Raw genomic sequence first — 23,258 nt, 5'->3', positions numbered from 1 at the left:
CCGCTTTCTGAAGTCATTAGAGATACAGCGGCTGCTACATAATTATTTTTCAATGCAGAATGATAGTATTTCAAGTTAATAAGTCTCTAAATTCCCCGGGCATCCAAATAGAGAAAGCAGCAGCTTACACCGGTAAGCTGCTGCTTTCTTTTATAATATTCCACCAATAGTGTTACTTCTTGATCTTAATCTTAGACGGTTTATCCACTTCTACTCCATCACGATCAATCACAAGCACCTCCCAATACTCCAAGCTCGGTACAGTAATGACCAATTCTTCCTGATCCCAGCTGTACTCAAGTTCCTCCATCATGCCTTCCCGTTTGTCAGGGCTTGCTGCATAGACTTTCAGATCTGGGAGTTCCTCTGCTGTTTGGCCGATCGGGTATCTGACCGTTAGCTCTTTTTGAGTTTCAGGCTTAGCAGCTGCATTTCTCCAATTCGAATCGTTGTTTAATAGATTGATAAGGTGAACGACCTCATAATCTTCAAAACCTTTATTGTCTTTGTTATCCCTGACGATAGACCAGATGCTGTTTTGCTCGCCGTTGTTACTCACGTTGACTTCTTCCCCGCCTGCCTCGACTTTTAATTGTTTATCTGTCTGGGTGCTGTCGAACAGAATGTTTTCATAGGCGGCGAAGAATTTGTAGTAGTCCTTCATTGATTCTTTGAGTGAACCGCTCATTTTCTTGCTGCGGTTTGGATAGTATTCGTGAGCCAGCATGTTTGGCCCTTCCTCGAATTTTTCTGCGGTGCCGATTTCGATATGGGTCGCTCCCATGGCGGCGAGGCCGGCGTCCATCAGGCGGACGGAAGGTTCATCGAATAATCCGATGGTCATGCGGCGCAGGTGAATCGTTCCTTGCTGTCCTTCTTCCTGCTTCAGCGTGATTTCATGCTCCCCTGCCGCTAGCTGAGGCAGTACGACATATCCGTCTTCGCTGTAAGAATCGATATTGCCGGTGCTTTTGAATACGACCTTGTAGGGGTTGCCGTTCTCATCATGGACTGGCTTGCCGTCGACATAGATGGTCCTTTCTGTGTCGCTTCCGGCGTTGGCATACGTGAAGATGAAACTTGTTTCCCCTTTTTCGGCGACATCGACGGCGAAGGTCACTTCATCGCCTGTATGGCCGAAGTTCAGCAGTGTATCCTTATAGATGTGCATTGGGGATAAACTGTCTGCCGTTTCTGCATGAACCCGTTTATTTCCTATTTGAAGATAATCCAGCTTGACGCCGTCATCATCTATATCCTGGACTTCCATCCTGATGATGTTCCGGCCTTCTTTCAGTTGAATATCCTTCATCTCGAGATCTTCCCAGCCATTCGAAGATGAAAATACGACATCTCCTGCTTTCTCTTTGTTCACAAAGACTGCACGTTGGGCCTCTCTTTTTGAATTTGAATCATTCTTATATCTCCATTTCAAATCATAAGCACCGGCTTCCGGTACGTCGATGGCAAAGTTCAGGAAGTCGCCTTCATCTTTGAAGTCATAGATATGTCCTATAGTCGTGGTGATCCCGTGGCCTTCCGGGGCAAAATTGGCTTCCTCCACCTGATACTCCACGCCGCCTGCTGTCATGCTGTCGAGATTGATGTATTCCCCATTTGAAGCCATTTCGAAGATGACTTCATGTTCTCCTGCAGGTACCTTGGCGTTAATGGTCTTCTCCACCATGGCTCCGTCCCAGCCTCCCGGGGTGCTTGAGAACACTGTCTCGGAAACCGTCTTGCCGTCCACATATTGATTGTTGGATGGAATTAGCTCCCCGTCCACATAGATGTTGATATGAGGGTTGTTCCCCGTCCTGTATTTGAAGCTGAGTGTATCGGTTTCTTTCGTACTATTGACGTTGAATACGACCTGCTGACCTTTGTTTCCGAAGTTATTCGTATAGCCGGGATCAATCGATACCTCGCTAGTTCTTGAAACGACCGGAAGCCACCCGATTTCCGCTTCTTCTGCTTCGATTACATTGGTTCCCGATTCAACCTTATCAATTAAAATGCCTGTTTCTTCTGTTTTTCCTTCCATCTGAATGGAGAGCTTATTTTCCCCGCTGTACAGATAGATGGATGCTTCTGCTGTTCCCCATTGACCTTCTGAAGTCGGAGGCAGCGACAAGATGCCGGCTTTCTTTCCATTTACGAAGATGCTGCGTTTCGTTCCTTCTCCAGGATTTTTATACCTGACGGAAATGTCCGTTTCTTTCGATTCTGCGGCATTCATCGAGAAGGAAATGAAGTCTCCCTGCTGTTTGAAGTCCGTCACTCCGTCGTCATCCGCTTTTATGAGCGGCTCATGTGATGGTTCCCAGCCGACTTCGGCTTTTTCTGCCTGATAACGGTCCTCCCCTACGGTGAGATAGTCGATTTTAGCACCTGTATCATTGACTCCGTCGGCTTTCAGTTTTATCTTGTTCTCTCCCGCTTTGAGCTTGACTTCGGTCTCTTCCGTAGATTGGAACGATTCCCATCCGCCTGTCGGATCGAGCTGAATGGAATCGCTCGCCAGTTCCCCGTTCACATACAGATGGCGGCTGATCGCTGTGCTTTCCACCCCGTATTGGAAGCTGACCGGATACGTTCCGGCTTTGGCGGCATCGACGGTGAATTCGATGAAATCACCATCCGTCTCAAAATTGTACACGTGACCATGCTTATCCACTTTACTGCTGATCAGCTCAGCATCCTCTGCTTCATACTCTTTCTCATAGTCTGCTTTTTTAAGGACGAGACTGTCTACGTTCAGCCACAAATTATTTGTATTCAATGACAGCTGGATCTCATTTTCCCCTTCTTGTAGATCGACTGTCAGGCTTGTTTCCGCAACCGGGTTCCCCCAGCCGGTCTTCTCACTGAATGGAATCGCGTTATTTACGAGAGCATCATTCACTTGGATTTTCCCGACAGGGCTTTCTCCGTTGTCATGGCCATACTTAAGGTCCAGCGTATAAGTGCCGGACTCAGGTGCATCGACCTTCCAGATGATTTGGTCTTCATCTTTCATCCCGAAATCCCCGACCCATCCAGGGATCTTCTGAATCCGTGAAATGAAATGTTCGGACCTCGGCACTCCCTCTACATCTGCGACGTTGTAATGCTCGCCCGTCGCCTGCTTGTAGTTCATGTACCCGGCAATGACGACAGCCTTTCCATCGTTCGTTTCCCTAGTTTCTTCTATTACCTTCAGTAAGTCGCGGTAGTGATCTTTATCCTGCCAGATTTCGCTATAATCAAAGTCAGTCTGTGTACCTGGTCTCGGCACGTCACTGTATCCTTCGTTGCCCCCGACCATATTGAATGTGACAAAGTTCTTGGAATCATTGTTCTCGCTCAATGAGGCCTTCACCGAGTTGATGAGAGAATCATAATCTTTCGAGAAGTGGCGTTTATTGCCTTCATAGTCATATAGATAATCGTTGTCATGGAACCCCCACTGATCGAGGTGCATCCCGTCGAACCCGAATTCATTTACGCCCCTCACAAACTCATGGTTGATATATTCCTGCCATTCGGCATTCCCCGGGTCCTGAAGGTAGAGTCCGGTCGGCGGGTTCACCCAGTCAAAATAAAATCCTTCCTGGTCACTTAAAGAGGGATTCGGGAAACTCGCATTCTTCTTATACAATCCCCATTCCTTCTTCACCCCGAAAGCTTCATAGTTTTCCCTTGCGGCATAGTTCATTTGATAGGCCATGGCTGCCGCATTGTATTTCTGCGCTGCACCGATCTGCTGCTTCACCGTGAGTGGATAAAGCTTGCGTCCGAGCAGGTCATCATAAGCGGTATCTTTATCGATATCTTCCGGGATGAAGTTTCCGTCCTCATCAAGCACCGGTTTCCCTTCGCTGTCGGTCTTGGAGTAGACGGACACATCATGGCGCCACATCCAATCATAGAATTGAAAACCATTCAAGTAATACTCCTGGGTCAGCTGCTTCATCTTCTTTTCACTTTCGGCTGTCGATTCTTGAGGGAATTCGGTTGCGTAACCATAACGGGGATACTGTGTCCAGTCACTTGAAACATCGATGGCTACCGTGACGATTTGGTCGGATCCCTCGAAGGAGGCTTTTACTAGATATCCTTTGAAATCATCTGACGGCGGTGTCCAATCCACTTCAATCCCTTTCAGGCCTTTTTTTACGTGGATTTTCTTGCTGCCTTCTGCTACCTTTTCATTGAGTTGATAGACTTCTAGATGGAGATCGCCTTTCCACTCTTTTTCGGTGTTGAATAAGAGAGACATCTTCACTGGTTCGCCGGGATTATACCTCGATTTGTCGACCAGGAAAGCAGATATCGGTTCTGACGGAAGGTTCTTTTTGTTTTGGGCTTTTTGTACAGCCTCTTTTGGATTGTCTTTGGCTTCAGCGTCTTGGGGCAGCGTGAATGATGTCAGGGCAAGGTTGATGGCAACCAGGCCGGCAAGGGGCAGTTTCAATTTTCGATTGATTTTCATTTCCTTCCTCCTCATGTGTAATGGCAGGGTCTACCCCTGACGTATTTACCTGCTTTCGAGCGGCTGGACATTCCCCAACTTAAGAACCGGAGAACCCAGCTCAGGACACGCCCACAACACAGCATTCCTAATCACCCGCTGTATATCCTTGTGATAATACGTCGGATACGTCTCATGTCCCGGCCTGAAGTAGAAGATCTTCCCTCTGCCGCGCCGGTATGTACAGCCGCTCCTGAACACTTCTCCTCCCGAGAACCAGCTGATGAAGATGAGTTCGTCAGGTTTAGGTATGCCAAAGCGTTCACCGTACATTTCTTCTTTTTCGAGCTCGATGACTTCCGGGATGCCATTCACGATGGGATGACCTTCCTCCACGACCCACAGTCTTTCTGTGTCATCGGCTTCCCTCCACTTGAGTTCTCCCGTCCTGGTCCCCATCAGTACCTTGAAGACCTTCGAATTATGGGCTGAATGCAGTGGGATGAATCCCATTCCATCGAGGATGCGTTCCTTCACTTTCTCTACAATGTTGTCGCTTACTTCATCATGGGCAATATGTCCCCACCAGATCAGTACATCGGTTTCGTTGAGGATGTCGTCTGTCAATCCGTGCTCCGCTTCATCAAGCGTGGCCGTCTTCACTACGAACTCTTCCTCTAGGAAGCCTGCAAGTGCTTGATGGATGCCGTCAGGATAGATCTCCTGTACAGCCGGATTCGATTGTTCATGTCGATATTCATTCCAGATTGTCACGTTGATCATTGTCATTCCTCCATTTTTTCAAGTTCTTTTACGTCTACTTCTTTTCGTAATGTATTGGATAAGAGAACGGAATCAATCACCCGCTGGACTACATAGCCGTCTCTGAATGTCGGTCGGTCACGTTCTTTCTTGTCGAGAATAGCGTCCACCCATTTCCATATTTCATTTTTATCGGTTAGACGCCATGGGCGGAAACGTTCTTCGGAAGGCACGGCCTCATCATCCCACGGCACCGTGTTTTCCAATTTGAGATCCTGCCAATGCCCCTTTAATGGTGCATACCTGAGTCTGATCCCCAGTTCACTGGAAAGAAGCTGCAACGCCCCCTTCTCTCCTTTGAAAATCAAATCGATTGTCTGGTTCCGATTTCCCTGGATTGAAACCCAGCTGGTATAAAAGGATCCCTGGACTCCTGATGGAAACGAAGCATGAAAGAAGGCAGAATCCGCTGCGCGATCCTTATTTACGGACTCACTCAACCTTTCCATCCTGCCGTCCTCCAAACATGATAGGGAAGCCGAAACTCCTTCGATTTCTTCTCCAAGGATATAGTGGACGGCATCGATGAGATGGGAACCCAGGTCAGCGAGCACACCGCCCCTTCCTCCCGACGAATGCGTGCCGCGCCACCCCGGTGGACCTGATAACCCGTAATCACCCGAATACTCGAACCTTCCTTCATATACGTTGCCTATCAATCCATCCTCTATCAGTTCCTTTAACCGGAGGACGGCAGGGTTCTCCCGATACGTGAAATTCACTCTATGGATGATGCCGTTTCGTTCTGCCGTTTCCCACATCGCTTTTGCCTCTCTCGTATCCATAGCTAACGGTTTTTCACACATAACATGGATACATTTTTCCGCAGCCAGCAAGGCAAGATCATGATGACTGGAGTTCGGGGTCACAATGCAGACGCCGTCGATGTCTTCTTCCAGCATTTCCTCGTAGGACCGGTGGCTGGATGGGATACCGTATTTAGCGGCAAGCCTTTCAGCATTTGTTCCATTTTGACTGCAGATCGCCTCCAGGATGACGGAGGGATGCCGTTTCAGAATTGGGAGATACCACAAATCTGCGAATGAACCTGAACCGGCGACGGCAATCTTTACTTTTTGATTACTCATAAACGTCTCCTTTCTATTCGTCTATGTTTATGGACTGACCTTTTTCTGCTGATTCGATAATACGCTCCAGCACCTTTTGATTCTGATAGCCATCATGGAAGTCAGGGATTTCTTCGTGCCCCTGGCCGGTCACTATTGCGATGAAATCCTCGAGCTGCTGGCGCCTGTAGCCTGGAGGAATCTCCAGGGTCTCTTTCGTTGTTTGAAGCTCATTCGCATCAACGAAACTGAGCAGGACTTCATCCGGTTTTTCACAATTGACATGTATCGTCCCGATATCCCCGTACAATGTCACTTCATGCTGATTACCCGAACCGATTGCGTTCCTTGTCGTCAGGAACGTCCCTACCACATCATGCTCCAGCACGGCATGGAAGCTGGCATAATCGTCCACTTCCACTTGATGCATATTACCGGTTGCCGGATTCCTGCGTTCCGGGACAAAGGTTCTCATTAATGCAGATACTGATTTGAATTCCCCGACAAGGAACCTTGCGCTGTCGATCATATGTGCACCGAGATCACCCAGCGCCCCCGTCCCGGTAACCGCCTTATTGAACCTCCATAAATACGGGACATCAAAGATCGGTGAGCCGAACGATTGTAGATAGCGGACCTCCATATGACGGAGAGTACCGATCCTATTTTCTTTGAGGAGTTTCTTGGCATATCTGAAGGCCGGTATATAACGGTAAGAAAATCCGACCATGCACGGAATCGGTGTCTTCTCATAGAGGTCCGCCAGATATTCCGCTTCCTTGAAATTCAAGGTGAATGGCTTTTCTGCCATGATGGGTTTTTGATGACGGATGCACAACTCCAATACTTTCGCATGCAAATCATTCGGCACAATCGAAATCACCGCATCCACAGTCGGGTCCTGGATGAGCGACTCCATCTCGTTGAATCGCTTGTCTCCTCCAATCCCCTCTTCCTCTCCCACCTTTTGCAGTAGTTCATCGTTCACATCGCACAACGCGCTTAATTGGAGTTGATCCAGCTCGGAAATCATCCTCCGGTGGGCGTCCGCCATTCCTCCGAGTCCGATAAGACCTACCTTGATCACTTTATTCACTGTCATATCTGTTCCCCCTTTGCTTCTACTTTCTATTGTAAAGACAACACCTCTCCAGAAGAATAGGTAGAATGAAAGCGCTTAATTTATGACACTCATTCATGTATATAAAACACTTTCTCACTGAAAAAAGCAGCCTGGCCGGCTGCTTTTTTTCTGCGTTGTTAATTTAATTTATAAACTCTCGCTTCATAAGGCTTTAATTTTCCATTTTTTTCAAGATGATTATCATTACTTTCATAATTACCAATCAGCAAAGAGGAAGATTCAAAGTGAAGACCTTCCGGCAAGGTAAAGGCTGCATCTTCCCCCGTGAAGTTACACAGAATCACAAGCTTTTCTTCCCCGAGCGTCCGGGTGTAAGCGTAGAGTTGCTCATGGTCATCAAGGATGAGGTCGTATGTGCCATAAACAATGATCTCATGTTCTTTACGAAGGCGGTTCAATTCCCTGTAGTAATAATAAATGGATGCGGAATCCTTTAACACGTTTTCTGCATTGATTTCCTTATAGTTGGGATTGACTTTCAGCCATGGAGTCCCGGTCGTAAAGCCGGCATGTTCACTATCATCCCACTGCATCGGTGTCCTTGCATTATCCCGCCCTTTACGATAGATGGCTTCCATGATCGTGTTGTGATCTTCTCCGCCCTCCGTCACTTTTTCACGGTACATATTGTGAATCTCAATATCGTTGTACTCTTCAAGGGAGTCGAATGCAACGTTCGTCATCCCAAGCTCTTCCCCTTGATAGATGTAAGGAGTGCCCTGCAGCATATGAAGGAACGTAGCAAGCATCTTGGCAGATTCAACGCGGTATTCCTGATCGTCCCCAAACCTCGAGACCATCCTTGGCTGATCATGATTATTGAGATAAAGACTATTCCAGCCCCTGCCTTCGAGGTCTTTCTGCCATTTGGTCATCACCTGCTTCAGATCGGTCAGAGCCCAGTCCTTCACGTCCCATTTACCGCCCGGTCCGGAATCCAGGTCCATGTGTTCGAATGTGAAGATCATGTTTAGCTCCGTACCCTCTTCGTTGGCATATCGGGCGGCATCCTCCGGGGACGCCCCTGGACATTCGCCGACTGTCATCATGTCATAGTTCGAGAGTACTTCCCTGTTCATTTCCTGCAGATACTCATGGACACGGGGGCCGTTCATGAAATAATCCCCGCCCCAGTCGTATTTCTTTCCGCCTGGTGTACTCGGGAGGCCGTCCTCTTTGGAGATGAGGTTGATGACATCCATTCGGAATCCGTCGACCCCTTTATCCAGCCACCATTTCATCATGTCGTAGATTTCAGTTCTCAGTACAGGGTTTTCCCAGTTGAGGTCCGGCTGTTTTTTACTGAAAAGGTGCAGGAAATATTCATCCGTGGTCTCATCATACTGCCAGGCCGATCCACTAAAGAAAGACGTCCAGTTGTTTGGTTCATTTCCGTCCTTGCCGGGACGCCAGATGTAATAATCCCTGTAAGGATTGTCTTGCGATTTCCGGGATTCGATGAACCATGAATGTTCATCCGACGAATGATTGACTACAAGATCCATCATCAGCTTCATCCCTCTGGTGTGGAGACCTTCCAATAATTCTTCCCAATCTTCCATCGTCCCGAATTCGTCCATGATGGCTTTGTAATCGCTGATATCATATCCATTATCATCATTGGGAGATTCATAGACGGGGGACAGCCAGATGACACCGACTCCCAGTTCTTTTAAGTAATCCAGCTTGCTGATGATTCCTTTTAAATCACCGATCCCGTCTCCGTTACTGTCATTGAAGCTTCTCGGATAAATTTGATAGACGACGCTTTCTTTCCACCATTTTTTCTCCATTTCCCTCTTCCTTTCTATGATGAGAGCTGACGGTCTATATCAGCTGCCGCTTTCTTTAGTCCTTCTTCTACACTTACTTCCCCACTGAAAATGTTCCTGAAAGTATTTGTCAGGATGGTGTTGATTTCTTCCCACTGCGGCACCGGCGGCCTTAAGAAGGCTTCATCGATGCTTTCGATATAACTTTTATAGTAAGGGTACTCTTCTGCAAAATTCGATATTTCCACCCGTTTATTCGTTGGGAGTAAACCTGCTTTTAACAGAAGGCTTTGAGGTTCTTCGGTGGTCATCCATTTAACGAACGTCCATGATGCTTCCCGATGTTTCGTTCCTTTCGTGATGACCGCATTTTCTCCCCCGAGGATGGAACGCTCTTCCCCATTACTCGGAAACACGCCTGAAACCGTTTCTTGATTGACAAGAGCCAAGTCGTTTTCTGACCTTACGCTGTAGAACCACGGCCCCTCATCAATCATGAAATAATCCCCTGAACTGACATTCTGCCACGTCTCCGCATATCCACTGAGCACCTCGGGAGGAATGTATCCGTTTTGGTACAGCCCCAACAACTCTTTAAGTGCTGAAATGCTCTCTTTGCTATCCAGGTAGCCGCTTGCCTTCGTATAATCCCCGTTCATCACCTTTCCACCCAATCCGTAAAAATAGGGGAGGCTGTTCCAGGGAGAAACGTCACTGATTCCGATTTTCAGATTGTTTTCCTTTACGATCTCAATCAATTCATCCATCGTTTCAGGAAGATGATCCAGTCCGAGTCTCTCCACCGCCTCTTTATTGTAGATGGCTGCTTTCACATTCGTATTCAGGGGTAAACCGTAATAATCCTTTCCGAATCGATTTGACTCAAGGGGATTTTGAAGGAATCTTGTCTTGACCAAATCAAAGTCATCAAATTCACTTATTGGATAAAGTAAATCCAGGTGGACAAATTTAGGAATCCAAGTAATATCCATTCTGACGACATCAGGGGTCCGATTGACGGAGGCCCGTGAAATAAGCGCTGACATCAGCTGCTTGCTATGTGGCTGCCTGACGGATTTGACATCGATCCCAGGATATTTCTCTTCGAATAACGGAATGATCTCACTTTCAAAGATTCTCGTTTCTTCGTCGCTGTAGGTATGCCAGATCTCTAATTCTTCCACACTGTTTTCATCAGATAATTTCACTTTCTTTGTTTCGTCGATGATATGTTGATTTCCGCAAGCGTTCAATATAAGCAATAAGATCAGTATGATGGTTGTCCGGAATCGAATCATGTGAGAATTCCCTTTCCCTATCTATTTATGATGCTCAGTCCTGTAATCCCCCGGGGAGAGGCCGGTGACTTTCTTGAATAATTTACTGAAATATTTCACATCATTGAAACCTGATTCACCTGCTACTTCATATACCTTCAGTGAAGTGTGGCCGAGAAGTTCTTTCGCCTTGTTGATTCTGAGTCCTATCACGTAATCGATGAAATTGATATCCATGAATCGCTTGAATAAAATGCTAAAGTAATTGCGGCTGATATGGATATGATCTGCGACGTGCTGAAGAGTCATTTCTTGTGTAAAATGGTGATGGATATATGATAGGGCCTTATCCAGCAGCTCATTATCCGTATTTGGGTGCTTACTTTTTGATTCCAGCAAGTGGTCACATTCATTCTTCGCTTCATGGAAAAGCCCTGTCAATTCCTCCAGTGTTTCTGAAGAAGCCAAGTTTGACATATGGTCTATAAATACGCTTACTTCAACCTTATTCCAATATAATGCCTTCAGGATATACCCTGCTTCCTTCTTGACTTTGTCAGGGTGCATGTTCTCTTCCTTCCAGCGTACAAACCTCGACTCGAGGAAGTTCTCAAGTGATTCTTCCCCATGAATTTGAGCTTTTACCTCTTCAAGACTCAGGGGCTCCCGAAGCATTTTCACTCCTCTTTCATAAGGAAAGATCTCAGTGTTACTTTGGAAGAAATATTGTTTGCCTGCCAGAGAGGCATGATGGTATCCCTCGACCAATTTTTCTGGATCTGAAACCATTGCATAGCTGAACACCAGTTTCAGGGACGTTTCCTTTTCAATCCTCTCCTTCAACTTGTTAACGGTATCCCGGGGTTCTTCCGTATTCCCCAAGAAGAAAATCAGTTCATTTTCGCCTATCGGAAAGCAGTACCCGTCTTCGGTCTCTCTATAGAAGCGGTCTTGAATTTCTTCGATGATCAAATTTTTATAAAGGAAACCAAATTCATCTTCGAATCGATCAAGCTCCTTTATACTCCCAAGTAGTAAAAGCTGGGGCATAGGAAGAGATTCAATCCTTTGTTCACAATCCTGGTACGGCATTTTTCGAAGGAGGACCCTCTTGATCGATTGTTCTGTCCTCCGCCTTTCATTGATTTTATTGGTCTGTTCCGCATGATCGAGCTTTTCTGTTACTTTTTCCTCCTCGAGTATCTTGTCTATACATTTATGGATGGTCCTTGAGAATTGATCGGGTTCAAGTGTCTGTTTCAATATATAATCGACCGCGCCGTGTGTAAGGCCTTCCCTGACATATTCGAACTCATTGTAGCTGCTGACCAGGACCACCTTTAGCTTCGGATACATTTGAAGCGCTTTCTTCATTAACGTAATGCCATCCATGACAGGCATCTTTATATCGGTTATGAGAATATCCACATGGCCGGTTCTCTCCATTGCCTCTAACGCTTGTTTTCCATTTGAAAAGTCACCGATCAAGTGAAGATTCTTATCCTCCCAGTCGATGGAGGATTTCAGGCCAAAGCGGATGATCGGTTCATCATCCACAATCATCACGTTATACACCTTGATCACCCCCGGTTTTCGTCATCAATACTAGCTTCACCACTGTCCCTTCCCCGCTGCTGATTTCAAGCTTCGAATCCGGACCGAAATAAAGTCTGATGGAATCGGCTACATGACTTAACCCGATTCCTACGTATGAGTTGTCTCCAACGGACGACCTTTGCACTCGTTGTAACATATCCTGTTCAACACCCACTCCGTCATCCCTGATTTCGATTTGAATTCCTCCGGGGATATTCTTACCCGTGATCCACACTGTCCCTTCCGTTCCTGTTGGTACGATCCCGTGAAAGATGGCATTCTCCACGATCGGCTGCAGAAGCATCCTCGGAATCTCCCAACCTTCAACGCCCTCTTCAAAGTCCGTCACCAAATGGAACTTCTGCTCATACCTGATTTGAAGGATGACCATGAATTGTTCAACCAATTCCACTTCTTCCTTTATGGATATAAAGTTCCCGGTCTTCCCCATATTCCCTTCCAGGAGTTTCGATAATGCAGTAAGGGCGGTGTTCGCTCTCTCCGTCTCTTTGAACTGGACGAGCCAGCGTATCGTACTCAATGTGTTAAAAAGGAAGTGAGGATTGATTCTGTGCTTGATGGCCCGAAGGACGGCTTCCTGCTTCTGATGCTGTTCTTCCTTCACTTGCTCGAGTAAATCTTCCACCCGATTGATCATATGGTTAAATTCTGAGCTCATCATTCCGATCTCATCCTTTGAATTCACACTCGTACGCACCTTTAAGTTCCCCTCGCCTACAAGCTTCATTTGCTCCGTCAAGATCTTAACCGGATCGGTCACTTTCTTTGCGATGAAACTCCCGACGAGAATCGCCACTATTCCAAATAGGATGGATGCACCAATGATGATTTTCTGAATCGAAATGAGTTCGCCCGTGATTTCAGAAGTTGGTACCCTTCCGACAATCAACCAGCCGTTTCCGATTGGTTCCGTTACGCCATAATAAGGGATATCATCCTCTTCGAATTCGAATTCCCGTTTATCAGAAAGGATATACTTCCGCATCTCCTTATTCTGAACGGGTTTATGTAGAGTCTCTAAATCGTTATCGATCACCACTTCAGCCTGCTCATTCACTACAAAGAAGTGTCCGGTCTTCCCAAGCTTGATTTGATTGATTTTATCCAATACCGCCTTTCCGTCCAGGCTGACCTGGATATAGGCGATGTTCTCCATCGTATCAAAGTCTTTCAACACCCTTGTGATGGGAAGGACAAGATCGGTGTTTTCCCCGGCTCCGCTGAACCGGTCATATTGAAGTCCTCCCCACACCAGCTCTCCATCTCTTCGAACCGCTTCCTTGGCCCAGTCCAATCCATCAATATTCACTTTTGAGAGTTTATAAGGGGAAAATGTCCCACTCCCCCAGCTCATCCCGTCTTCCTTCAATACGTAAATGATCCTCACGAATGAACTCGTATAAATATTTGAATTCAAATAAGATGTCATATACTCTTGATCTTCTTCTGTGGCTGAGGAGCGCTGGTCCAAGTCATCCTTCACGATTTCCTGTATTCTTTCATTACTGTAGATGAGATCTGACATATCACTCCCATTGGAGAAGATAAAGGACAGGGATTCTGCTGCCTGTCTCGCAATCTGCCTTGACGATTCCCTTACATTTTCTTTTACGACGTCCGAGGCAGATTGGTAGAAGAACACACTATTAAAGACCGTAGGGATTAAACAAACGACTAATATGGTGAGAATGACCTTGGAAGCCAGCCGTTTCTTTAGAAGCTGTATCATCTGTTAATCCCTCTTTCCGCTATTCTTGTTATCTATCATATCTCTCCTTCTTAACTGGAGCAATAGGTCCTATTTATAGTCGATCACGACCATGTCCCAATACTTGAGGGAAGGGACGGTGAACGTAATCGAGTCACCTTTTTGCTTGAAATCAATCTCCAGAGGGGAACCCTGATAGTCATCAGGTGTTGCCACCCAGATCTTATCTGCCTTCCCCCCAGCCTTCACTTCCACTTTGATATCCTTTTTTTCCTCAGGATCAGGCTGTAATCCTTGATTATCCCGCCATTCCAGCGAGGAAGCATCAGTGAAATTAATCAGATGAATAAGCTCTTTATCCTCTTTCTTTTTGGCAAATGACCAGATGGAACCGAGCTTCGGCTGATCGGAGATGGTAAGATCGCCTTCTATCTTCACTTCTTTTTCCGCTTCCTCCCCGCCATCACGGAGAAGATTCTGATAGGCTACCTGGAAGTCATAATATCTTGTCAATTCACTTTTCAGTTCATCACTCATGCTTAATTTCTTATGAGGGAAATATTCTTTCGAAAGCATATTTTCACCAAGCTCCAAGTGAGACCCTCCAGAAGCGAAGATGACCGCATTCGTCATCAAAACACCGGGTGTATTGAATTCTCCCATGGAGTCAGATAAATCATAGTTCATGTACGCAGCCAGGACTGTATTCAGCTTCCCTTTGCTGTATTTACTATTCTGATCAATGACTCCTTTAAGACTCGAATACGTAGTATGACCATCCCAAAGCTCCGAATAGAGGAAGCTCACCGGTGCCTGGGAAGCGATATACCCTTGTGCATACTGCGAAACGGCATTCATGACCAGGTCGACATCCAGTTCCTTTTTCGCTTCATTCAGGAATGGTACATAAGTAGTCGAAAGGTCGACCGTCTTCCCTTCACCATTCCAAAGTACACCACGGTCACCAAGCTGATCGACGTGCCATCCGTCAAAATCCAGATGATTAAACACTTGTTTTTCTTCGTTTATGATGAAATCCTGCCATCCTTTATTGGAAGGATCCATCAGGTAAATATCACTCGCCCAATTATCAGGAAGGGGATGATGATCCTGCTCTTCCGCATCCGGATCCTTGAATAGGCCCCACTCTTTTTTCACTCCCTCATCCTCAGCATTTTCATAGCTGCCGAACAAGAGATTATAATTCATCGCCTTCATATTTTTTTCATGGGCAAGGGAAATGTAGCGTTCGATTGTATCCCTTGATACTTCCCTGTTGGCGATATCCGGCCAGGTATCCGCAAGTTCACCATCTTGCATCTTCAGGGGCTTCTCATGTTTGTACTGCCAGTCGTAAAATTGCAGCCCATTGATGTGGAATCGATTTAAATGGTCGATCACTTTTTCCTGCTGATCAGCTTCCATGTTGAAGAAATCGGCAAGATACCCGTACCTCGGAAACTTGGCCCAATCGGAGGATACATCAACACCTATGTTCTGGTGATCAATGACCTTATCCCCTTGTGTCACATACACTTCCACCATATATCCTTTATAGTCATCTTCTTCCGGTTTCCATGACCACGATATCTCTTCTTCTTTCAGATTGATTTTTTCCTCTTTCACTGTTTCTGCCAAATGTTTATACTGAACCAGTAATGTTCCTTCTTTTACTTTTTCCTTCAATGATAATGAAAGCTTCACAGATTCCCCCGGTTCATAGGCGGCTTTATCCGTGATCAGTTCATCCACCCATTTCCCCTGCTGAATCGTATTTGCTTGAAAGACAGGTTCAGAATTTGAATTCACACAGCCGAAAAGCATTGCTGCTGTAAGTGACATGCTTGCCAGAACGGCCAGTCTTTTCTTTTTCCCCATTTTTCTCCCCCTTCCTCTTCTATGAGTTATCCTTTGACCGCTCCTTCTGAATGTCCGCTTTGTACAAACTTCTTCTGGAAGATAATATAAATGATGATCACCGGCAGAATCGCAATCAAGGAAGCTGCGAAAATCCATGACCAATTACTCGCATATTTACCCTGGAACATCATAAGCGCAATCGGCAGCGTTCTCATCGCTTCATCCTTGATGATCGTCAACGCAACAAAGTACTCATCCCATGTCCCCGAGAAAGAGAAAATCGCCATGGTACCAAGGGCAGGCTTTGAAAGAGGCAGATAAATCCTTCTGAAAATGGTCCAATTCCCTCCCCCATCCATCAAAATGGATTCTTCCAATTCCTTCGGTACAGTCTCAAAGAACCCCCTCAGGAAGAAAGTAGAACCGACCACACCACCGCCAATGTATAGTAACCATAAGCCCCAGTATGTGTTAACAAGTCCAATGTTTTTAATGACGGTAAATTGAGGAACGATTGCAAGCACAAGGGGAATCATCATCGTGAATAAAAAGATCCTGAATAACAGTTCCTTTCCTGGAAACGTAAACCGAACAAAGGCATAAGCTGTCAACGCCCCAAGGAAAACACTTCCCACCGTGGCGACACCCGCTACCAGCAAACTATTTAAGAAATAACGAAAGAAGTTATTCTTGTTCCAGACAATTTCATAGTTTTCAAAATTGGGGACTGCCGTGAACACTTCCTGTGGCTTCGGAAGTGAGTAAGCCCCGTTAATGAATGTCGTCATCACCATATAGATGAAAGGCGTGATAAAGACGACGACCCCTAAAATGAGAAACAGATAAACAACCAATTTACTAAAAAAGTTCCCATTCATACAATTCCCCTCCTCTTCTATCTACATGAATTTCTGATTGCTCAGTTTCTTCTGTTGCGTGAATGTAATCAGGAAGATCGTCAGACCCATCATCACACCCAGTGCGGAAGAATATCCAAAGTTAAAGTTACTGAACGCCTGTTTATATATCATGCTCTGGAGCACTTCCGTCTGCCCCATCGGTCCACCGTTCGTGATGAAATACACCTGTGGGAAAAAGTTAAAGGCGCCCATGATTAAATTAATGATGACAAATGCCGTAATCGGGCGTAGCATCGGTATGGTGACAAATCTGAAAGCCTTTATTCCGCTTGCCCCATCGATTGCTGCCGCTTCATAAAGATTCTTCGGAATCCCCTGGAGGGCTGCTAAATAGATGACCACTGTCCACCCCACTGTTTTCCAGATGTGGAACAGCCAGATGACGACCATCGCAGTCCACTGATTCTGCAGCCAACTGATCGGCTCATCCACGATTCCCAAGTTCACAAGCATAAAGTTAATCAACCCATCCTCGCCATCTGCAAACAGATAACGGAAAAGGAATGCAACGACGATCCATGACGTGATGATCGGAAGATAATACAACGTCCTGAACGTAATCTTGTACTTAACAAATTGAATATTGATCAACACAGCAAAAAACAGTCCTAAAAACCAGTTGATCGGGACCGTCACGACTGTATTGAGAAATGTATTCCTGACGGCGTACGCAAAAGCCGGGTCCGAAAAAGCCTTTTTATAATTCTCTAAACCGACAAAAGGACTTTCCGCACCGGGAATGATGTTATAGTCCTGAAAGCTCATGACAATCCCCTTTATCAGAGGATATATGACAAATATACTTGCCCCTGCAAGCCCAATGAGAAGAAACGGCGAGACTTCCAGCCACTGCTTTGCCCCTTTTTTGAACCGCTCAGAAAATGGTTTTTTTGTAGAAAGAATAAGATCACTGTCATGATTATTTAGATTCGGTTCCACCTTGCTCCCTCCTTATGTCTTTATTAATGAAAGAAGATACTGCACCAGATCGGTGAGTACCTTCTCTTGTCAACACTACTGTTGAAGAATGGCATCCGCTTTCTTCGCAGCATCATCCATTGCTTCTTTCGGTTTCATCTCTCCGCGCATCACTTTCTCGAAGTTCAAGTTGATGACCGTTTCAATTTCAGACCACTCAGCAACCGGAGTACGAGGTAGCGCTGTTTCAAGCTGTTTGACATATTTCTCGACAATCGGATTCTCAATCACGCTTGGATCATTCGCAGCGTTCTTATTCGTAGGAATCAGTCCCGCTTCCGCCATCAGTTTCTGAGGCTCTTCCGTCAACATCCATTTCGCAAACGTCCATGCTTCCTTAGGATGCTCGGAACCTGCAAATGTAACAAGGTTCTCACCGCCGATAACAGAACGGCTTCCACCAGGACCTTCAGGAATCAGACCACTCACAGTCTCTTCTTCCGGTTTGAACTTGCTTCCTTCTTCATTTCCAAGAATGCTGTAGAACCAAGGGCCGTCATCCAGCATGAGATACTGATCTTCTTTCATACCGTCCCAAGCGCCCGGTTCTCCGCCAAGGATCGTAGGTGAAAGAAGCCCGTCCTTCTGCCAATTTGCCATTTCTTCAACCGCTGCAATGCTTTCTTTACTATTTAAATAGCCATCGAATTTTGTATAATCATCATTTGTCATCTTACCGCCAAGACTCCAGAAGTATGGAAGGAATCCCCAAGCGTTGCTGCCTCCGATGCCAATTCCACCTTTCGCTCCTGCATCCACCGCTTTCTTCGCGGCATCCTTCAGTTCATCCATCGTTTTCGGCGCTTCTGAGTACCCAGCTTTTTCAAGTAAGTCTTTATTATAGATGGCTATTTTTGTATTCGTATTTACCGGTACTCCATAGTACTTACCGTCATAGATATTCGTAGCCATAGGAGCTTCAAAGACACTGTTCTTCACTTCCTCGAACCCTTCCATACCGCTTACTTCCTGAAGGGCGCCCATCTTGGCAAACTCAGAAACCCACACAATATCCATACGCATCAAATCAGGTGCTTCCCCACCGGAAACCCCGGCAATCACCTGCTGTTTCAATCCTTCATAAGGCATCCTCGTAAGCTTCAACTCAATATCAGGATGTTCTTTTTCAAACAATGGTTTAATCTTCTCATTAAGAATGACTTCTTCCTGATCACTATACGTATGCCAATAATCCAGAACAACCTTATCACCACTGCTCTCAGATCCAGTCTCACTAGATCCCCCACTGCAGCCCCCAGCAAATAACATCGTGGATATCGCTGCACCTGTCATAAACTTCTTCCAAGCCTTCATATCCTTAACCCCTCCCTTTCTATACCTTCATTTTCCTTGAAAGCGCTTTACTATAAAACCGCTTACATTTTTGTGATGGTGTTATATATTTGATTGTTTAAGGAGGTCGGATTGTTGTGGAAATAAAAAAAGTGTCATATCTCTCTGTTTTAGAGAGATATGACACTTTTTTGGGAAGCATGGGGGAAGCAGGAAGCATGGGGACGGTTCTGATGCTTCCTAGAACAGGAGAACCGTCCCCGTGCTCCCCTTTCGTTTTAAAATTTCTTTTTCTATATTCTTGATCTCAAAAATCTTCTTCCCATGCTTCTTTTGCGTTCAGTAACCTTTGTGATAAAAACTCATAAAAATTCTTTGCCGTATTGAAATCATCAAGCCCCCCTGTCCTATTCCACACTATTACCGGGCACTCATTATTTTCCATTTCACTCGTATTAAGACAATAAACATATTCTCCAGCATCTTCAATAACTACTAGTTCCTTTTCCATTCCTAACTCTCTATATCTCTTAGTACTCACAACCACAGGAGTTCTATTTGACTTAGCCACTCCTAAAATATCAACACCAAATAGCCCACCAGAACCATAAGTAGTTAAAAACCACTTGAAACTATTTGGTAATTCCACCCCTAGCTCATTTTCAATAGAATGAATTTGAATTTCATCTACTCCGCCTGTAAAGTCATCTGGTTCCTTATGCTCATTAACAAAGTTTGTTAATTCCTCTTTATTCATTCCAGGTTCCTCCTTTACAATTCACTTTAATCTATCTGCTTAGCTCTCCATCTCCAATATTTACTTCTAAAATTGTCGTATTGCTTTCTTAAAATGGGGTCGTTTCTAAAACTACCACCATTCTCTACTAAACCATGCAAAATTTTATTATATTCATCGTGCATACTTGCAGGGATTTCAACCATAGATCCTGGCTCTCTTTGAATTAAATGGTGAAGTTCAATGACCGTTCCATCTTTCCAAATGGGCGCTCTTCCTTTTTTCATTAATTGGAAATTTGTCATACCAGTATCAGGATCGACTCGCTTGTAATCAATATCAACCCTTTGAAAAACCCTTCTGCTAATATCTTTTACCTCTCCATTAACCTTTGTTACTCCTGTATATTCCACAGCATTATAATTTTTATACTCTTTCCCTAGAAACTTACCTTTGCCAAATACCACATGCCCATCCTCATTCAACAACACCTTCCCCATCCTGGAGAAAGCCCCGGACTGAGCAACCCTCGAAACCGGACCGGACACTACCTTTTGATACGTCTTCTCCATCACCGTTTTCACTTTCCCTGGATTCAAGACATGTTTGGTCTTCCGGAATAGCTCTTGAAGATGTCCGGAAAGTGAATTCAATCCCAGTGCCCTTTTTCCGGTTCGGGAAGAAAGCAGCTGATGCGCGGTGTCCTCCACTTTTCCAAAGGTGCTTTTGACTCCGTTGTGGATGAAGGATTTGATTTTGGCTGTCGTCATGACGTTGTAGGGAACGTCGGTCTTGGAGCTCATTTTGCCGACTTTGCCCATCTTGCTGACTTTGTCTACGCCTTTCGTTCCGAAAATGGTCGCGGCGATGTAGGTTCCCGCGTAGGAAAAGTACCTTGCCCTGCTTCGCACGTCTCCGTTGACGACTTCTTCTTCAAAGGATTGTTTCAGGTCCTTCCATATGTACTTTGCCGTGTCGATAGGGTGAAGGACGGTATGAATGATGCCTTTGAAGAATCCAATGGGATCGGTGAACAGCGCGATGAGCGTGTCGACGAGATCGCTGACGATATCCACAATCGCAAAAAGAGCTCCTTCCACGGTCCCAAGAAACTCGGATAATTTATTTTTAGCCATAACCGATGTAAACTCGGATAGTTTGGATAGAAACGATGAGTCTTCCTGATGATCCTTCTTCTCTATTATACCAAGCTTTCCTTTTTGAAAAACAGTTTCAAGCCGAGCGATTTTCTGCGTCATGGAGTGGACCTGTTCTTCAAGGGAAGATAGTGAAGCGGTTTGAGTATGGTCGAACTCATGCAGCTTTTGGAGGCTGCGTTCTTTTTCCTCCTGGGCATGGGTCACCTGCTGTAAAAACGACCAGTCCTGGATTCTTGGCACCGATACGATGTCAGATACACTTCTGATTGTGGCATTGGCTTCCCCCGTCAGTTCCACCGTTATCTGCCGTGCACGGTGAAGACCTTCTTCCACTTCGTTGTCCAGGAAGCTCTGCCTCATGAACCCGTCAGGTGAAGGCTCCACGTGATCAAGAGCCTCCTTCATCTCCCGAATGACGGATTGATAGTCGGATAAAAACCCCTGATACTGTTCCAGCATGGAGAGGTGGTGACTCCGGTAGAAATCCCGGATCGCATTCCCGCCCTCCCCCTTAAACGCATCGTCCAAATTGACCACGTCCTGAACGGCTCTTTCAATCTGTTGTACCTGATCTTTCTGGGAAGACAGGGTTTCCTCTATCTCCTTCATTCCATTTTGAAAGCCGTCAACATCCAGTATTTTCATAGAGTGCCTCCCTTACCGGCTCAAGGTCATGGTAGAAGAAAGAGTACGATCGGTTTCTTCCATGCCTTCTACGGAAAGTTGAGTGGCCGACTGGTTTTCCATCAAAAGCTGTTGATAGCTCTCAAGCATCTTCTGGCATTGCTCATTGAGTTCATTCAGCTTGGTGATAACTTCCAGTTCGTTCGCCCCGCCAACCTGCTTTGGATAAGTCGTATTCCAAGCGTCAATCGTCTGGCGTAGCTTTGAGAGCGACCTCTCCGTCTCTGTGTACTGAATCTGGATTTCAGTGTGCATATGATCGATCCTTTCTATTTATCTTTCAACATCCTATAAAATTCCAATTCATAGAATATCGTACCATCGTTTTTGTGGTCATTCTATTATGAACCAAGGTTTTTTCAATAAATGGGAAATTTCACACAGCCCTTAAGTAACAGAAAGCTCATGAGAGACCTTTTCTTGTAAAAAGAAGCGGGAGAACCGTCCCCATGCTTCCCCCGTGCTTTCTTGGGTGTTAAAGGGTGAACTCAGCTTTTAGGAGAATGGTTTGGCAGTCAGTCTACCATTATGTTCGAATGAGGAAGGAAAAGGGATGAACAGAAGTCTGCTCTTTTTCATACATTTCCCCCACAGACCCAAGTTAGACATACAGGTCTTAGTAGAATCAATATTGATGGTGAATCTGAAGTAAGGTATGATATGGGTTTGGTACATGGAGAAGGTGGTTTCACAAGCCTTAGTTACTGCACCAAATACATCTGGTGAATACGGCCACTTAGAATGGAAATCTAAAAATAATACTCTTGGATTTAGTATATATAAGTGCTGGCTTGGAACTAACGTAGAAATTGCTTCTCCCGCTTACAATACTTTTGATTAGTAACATTTAATAAGGGGAAGATATCAATTGACTAAAGATTTTTTATCAGGTGCATTCGTGTTTATCCTTGGACTATTCATTGTGATAGTAGTAAGTACAGCATCTTCAACTCCTGAACAATCTTATCAGATGGGTATGGTAGCAGCGATTTTATATCTTTCATCTGTCCTTTATGTTTCCTTGAGACAAAGGAAATAATATCACTTCAATCAGCTCCTTCAAAAATGGGTGCCTGGTCTTCGATGCGAAAGTCTATAACACAAAGAGTGTCAGGCACCCTATGGTTAACCATCCCTTTTCCCCTCCTCTCCTTACACCTTCCTCTTATTCGCCATCACCACAATCCCAAGAGAAAGCAGAAAAATCGCCCCATAATTAACCGTAATGGGAACAATCCGCTCCTCCATGAACATCCCTGCCATCCCGAGACTTGAGAAAATCACCAGCAGCAAGCATAAGAAACGAATCATTTTCATAGAATACCTCCTTTTACCTCTCTGTTGTATCGAAAAAAAGGGAATGACGGTACGAGAGCAGTGAGACAATAGGCTAGTATATAACTAGACTTTAATTTGGATATTTTTGTATGATTGGTGTATGTGCACGGGGAAAAGTTCTCGTGCTTCCAAATAAAAAGGAGAATCTCATGCTCTTAACACTCTCCATGATCATTGAATTCATGAAGTATATATTGATTGCCATTTTACTTACACAACTTGGTTTCGGTTTTTTGATTTTATTATTAGGGAACACCATGGTGGATTTCTACAGAGTCTCCATTTATGAAAACCCGGAAAATCCCATTCAGAAAATGAGTAACTTTTTTCAGAAGACCACCATAGGGTTAGGCTAATTCATTTACTCCAAACTCTCAAAATTCCATTGGATTCTGGAAAAAGGTCTATTACTCGGATGTTTAGTCATCC

19 protein-coding genes are annotated in these 23,258 nt (G+C 45.2%); 3 read left to right on the top strand and 16 right to left on the bottom strand.

Going from position 1 to position 23,258, the window contains the following annotated elements; all coding sequences use genetic code 11:
- Window positions 1-172: 172 nt before the first annotated feature.
- From ACYH0O_RS04295 to ACYH0O_RS04225, 15 genes are all read right to left on the bottom strand, one after another.
- Window positions 173-4,474 (bottom strand): glycoside hydrolase family 66 protein, encoded by a 4,302-nt coding sequence (locus ACYH0O_RS04295; RefSeq protein WP_482631304.1) that lies wholly within the window; start codon window positions 4,472-4,474, stop codon window positions 173-175.
- A 45-nt stretch (window positions 4,475-4,519) separates the two neighbouring features.
- Window positions 4,520-5,236: a ThuA domain-containing protein gene (locus ACYH0O_RS04290; protein WP_482631303.1), complete on the bottom strand. Its 717-nt coding sequence runs from the start codon at window positions 5,234-5,236 to the stop codon at window positions 4,520-4,522.
- A 2-nt stretch (window positions 5,237-5,238) separates the two neighbouring features.
- A complete protein-coding gene (locus ACYH0O_RS04285; RefSeq protein WP_482631302.1) occupies window positions 5,239-6,363 on the bottom strand; it encodes a Gfo/Idh/MocA family protein in 1,125 nt (374 codons plus the stop codon).
- Between the two features lie 13 nt (window positions 6,364-6,376).
- Complete coding sequence (locus ACYH0O_RS04280; RefSeq protein ID WP_482631301.1) at window positions 6,377-7,444, bottom strand: Gfo/Idh/MocA family protein; 1,068 nt, start codon at window positions 7,442-7,444, stop codon at window positions 6,377-6,379.
- 158 nt (window positions 7,445-7,602) lie between these two features.
- Window positions 7,603-9,279: a glycoside hydrolase family 13 protein gene (locus tag ACYH0O_RS04275; RefSeq protein ID WP_482631300.1), complete on the bottom strand. Its 1,677-nt coding sequence runs from the start codon at window positions 9,277-9,279 to the stop codon at window positions 7,603-7,605.
- Window positions 9,280-9,293: 14 nt separating this feature from the next.
- A complete protein-coding gene (locus ACYH0O_RS04270) occupies window positions 9,294-10,556 on the bottom strand; it encodes an extracellular solute-binding protein (protein WP_482631299.1) in 1,263 nt (420 codons plus the stop codon).
- 21 nt (window positions 10,557-10,577) lie between these two features.
- Complete coding sequence (locus ACYH0O_RS04265; RefSeq protein ID WP_482631298.1) at window positions 10,578-12,110, bottom strand: response regulator transcription factor; 1,533 nt, start codon at window positions 12,108-12,110, stop codon at window positions 10,578-10,580.
- Window positions 12,103-13,881: a cache domain-containing sensor histidine kinase gene (locus ACYH0O_RS04260; protein WP_482631297.1), complete on the bottom strand. Its 1,779-nt coding sequence runs from the start codon at window positions 13,879-13,881 to the stop codon at window positions 12,103-12,105. Before ACYH0O_RS04260 ends, ACYH0O_RS04265 begins: the two co-directional genes overlap by 8 nt.
- Before the next feature lie 69 nt (window positions 13,882-13,950).
- The gene (locus tag ACYH0O_RS04255; RefSeq protein WP_482631296.1) at window positions 13,951-15,738 is read right to left on the bottom strand and encodes a glycoside hydrolase family 66 protein; all 1,788 of its coding nucleotides are present in this window, start codon (window positions 15,736-15,738) and stop codon (window positions 13,951-13,953) included.
- Window positions 15,739-15,764: 26 nt separating this feature from the next.
- Window positions 15,765-16,598: a carbohydrate ABC transporter permease gene (locus ACYH0O_RS04250; protein WP_482631295.1), complete on the bottom strand. Its 834-nt coding sequence runs from the start codon at window positions 16,596-16,598 to the stop codon at window positions 15,765-15,767.
- 21 nt (window positions 16,599-16,619) lie between these two features.
- Window positions 16,620-17,579 carry a carbohydrate ABC transporter permease gene (locus ACYH0O_RS04245; protein ID WP_482631294.1) on the bottom strand — a complete coding sequence of 320 codons (960 nt, stop codon included), beginning with the start codon at window positions 17,577-17,579 and terminating at the stop codon, window positions 16,620-16,622.
- Window positions 17,580-17,654: 75 nt separating this feature from the next.
- Window positions 17,655-18,932 (bottom strand): extracellular solute-binding protein, encoded by a 1,278-nt coding sequence (locus ACYH0O_RS04240; RefSeq protein ID WP_482631293.1) that lies wholly within the window; start codon window positions 18,930-18,932, stop codon window positions 17,655-17,657.
- 286 nt (window positions 18,933-19,218) lie between these two features.
- Window positions 19,219-19,668, bottom strand: a complete 450-nt coding sequence (locus tag ACYH0O_RS04235) for an SMI1/KNR4 family protein (protein WP_482631292.1) — start codon at window positions 19,666-19,668, stop codon at window positions 19,219-19,221.
- Between the two features lie 26 nt (window positions 19,669-19,694).
- Complete coding sequence (locus ACYH0O_RS04230) at window positions 19,695-21,452, bottom strand: T7SS effector LXG polymorphic toxin (RefSeq protein WP_482631291.1); 1,758 nt, start codon at window positions 21,450-21,452, stop codon at window positions 19,695-19,697.
- Window positions 21,453-21,464: 12 nt separating this feature from the next.
- Complete coding sequence (locus ACYH0O_RS04225) at window positions 21,465-21,746, bottom strand: YwqI/YxiC family protein (RefSeq protein WP_482631290.1); 282 nt, start codon at window positions 21,744-21,746, stop codon at window positions 21,465-21,467.
- Between the two features lie 418 nt (window positions 21,747-22,164).
- On the opposite strand from ACYH0O_RS04225, the gene ACYH0O_RS04220 reads away from it, so the two are divergent.
- Together ACYH0O_RS04220 and ACYH0O_RS04215 are read left to right on the top strand one after the other, a co-directional pair.
- Window positions 22,165-22,332: a hypothetical protein gene (locus tag ACYH0O_RS04220; protein ID WP_482631289.1), complete on the top strand. Its 168-nt coding sequence runs from the start codon at window positions 22,165-22,167 to the stop codon at window positions 22,330-22,332.
- A 27-nt stretch (window positions 22,333-22,359) separates the two neighbouring features.
- A complete protein-coding gene (locus ACYH0O_RS04215; RefSeq protein WP_482631288.1) occupies window positions 22,360-22,530 on the top strand; it encodes a hypothetical protein in 171 nt (56 codons plus the stop codon).
- 113 nt (window positions 22,531-22,643) lie between these two features.
- Here the strand turns inward: ACYH0O_RS04215 and ACYH0O_RS04210 are convergent, their stop codons facing one another.
- Window positions 22,644-22,808 (bottom strand): hypothetical protein, encoded by a 165-nt coding sequence (locus tag ACYH0O_RS04210; RefSeq protein ID WP_482631287.1) that lies wholly within the window; start codon window positions 22,806-22,808, stop codon window positions 22,644-22,646.
- 170 nt (window positions 22,809-22,978) lie between these two features.
- On the opposite strand from ACYH0O_RS04210, the gene ACYH0O_RS04205 reads away from it, so the two are divergent.
- A complete protein-coding gene (locus ACYH0O_RS04205) occupies window positions 22,979-23,185 on the top strand; it encodes a hypothetical protein (protein WP_482631286.1) in 207 nt (68 codons plus the stop codon).
- Window positions 23,186-23,258: the final 73 nt, after the last annotated feature.

This window comes from Rossellomorea sp. H136, assembly GCF_056838065.1.
Note: the sequence above shows the minus strand (reverse complement) of the source record. Positions and strands in the feature narration are given on the sequence as shown.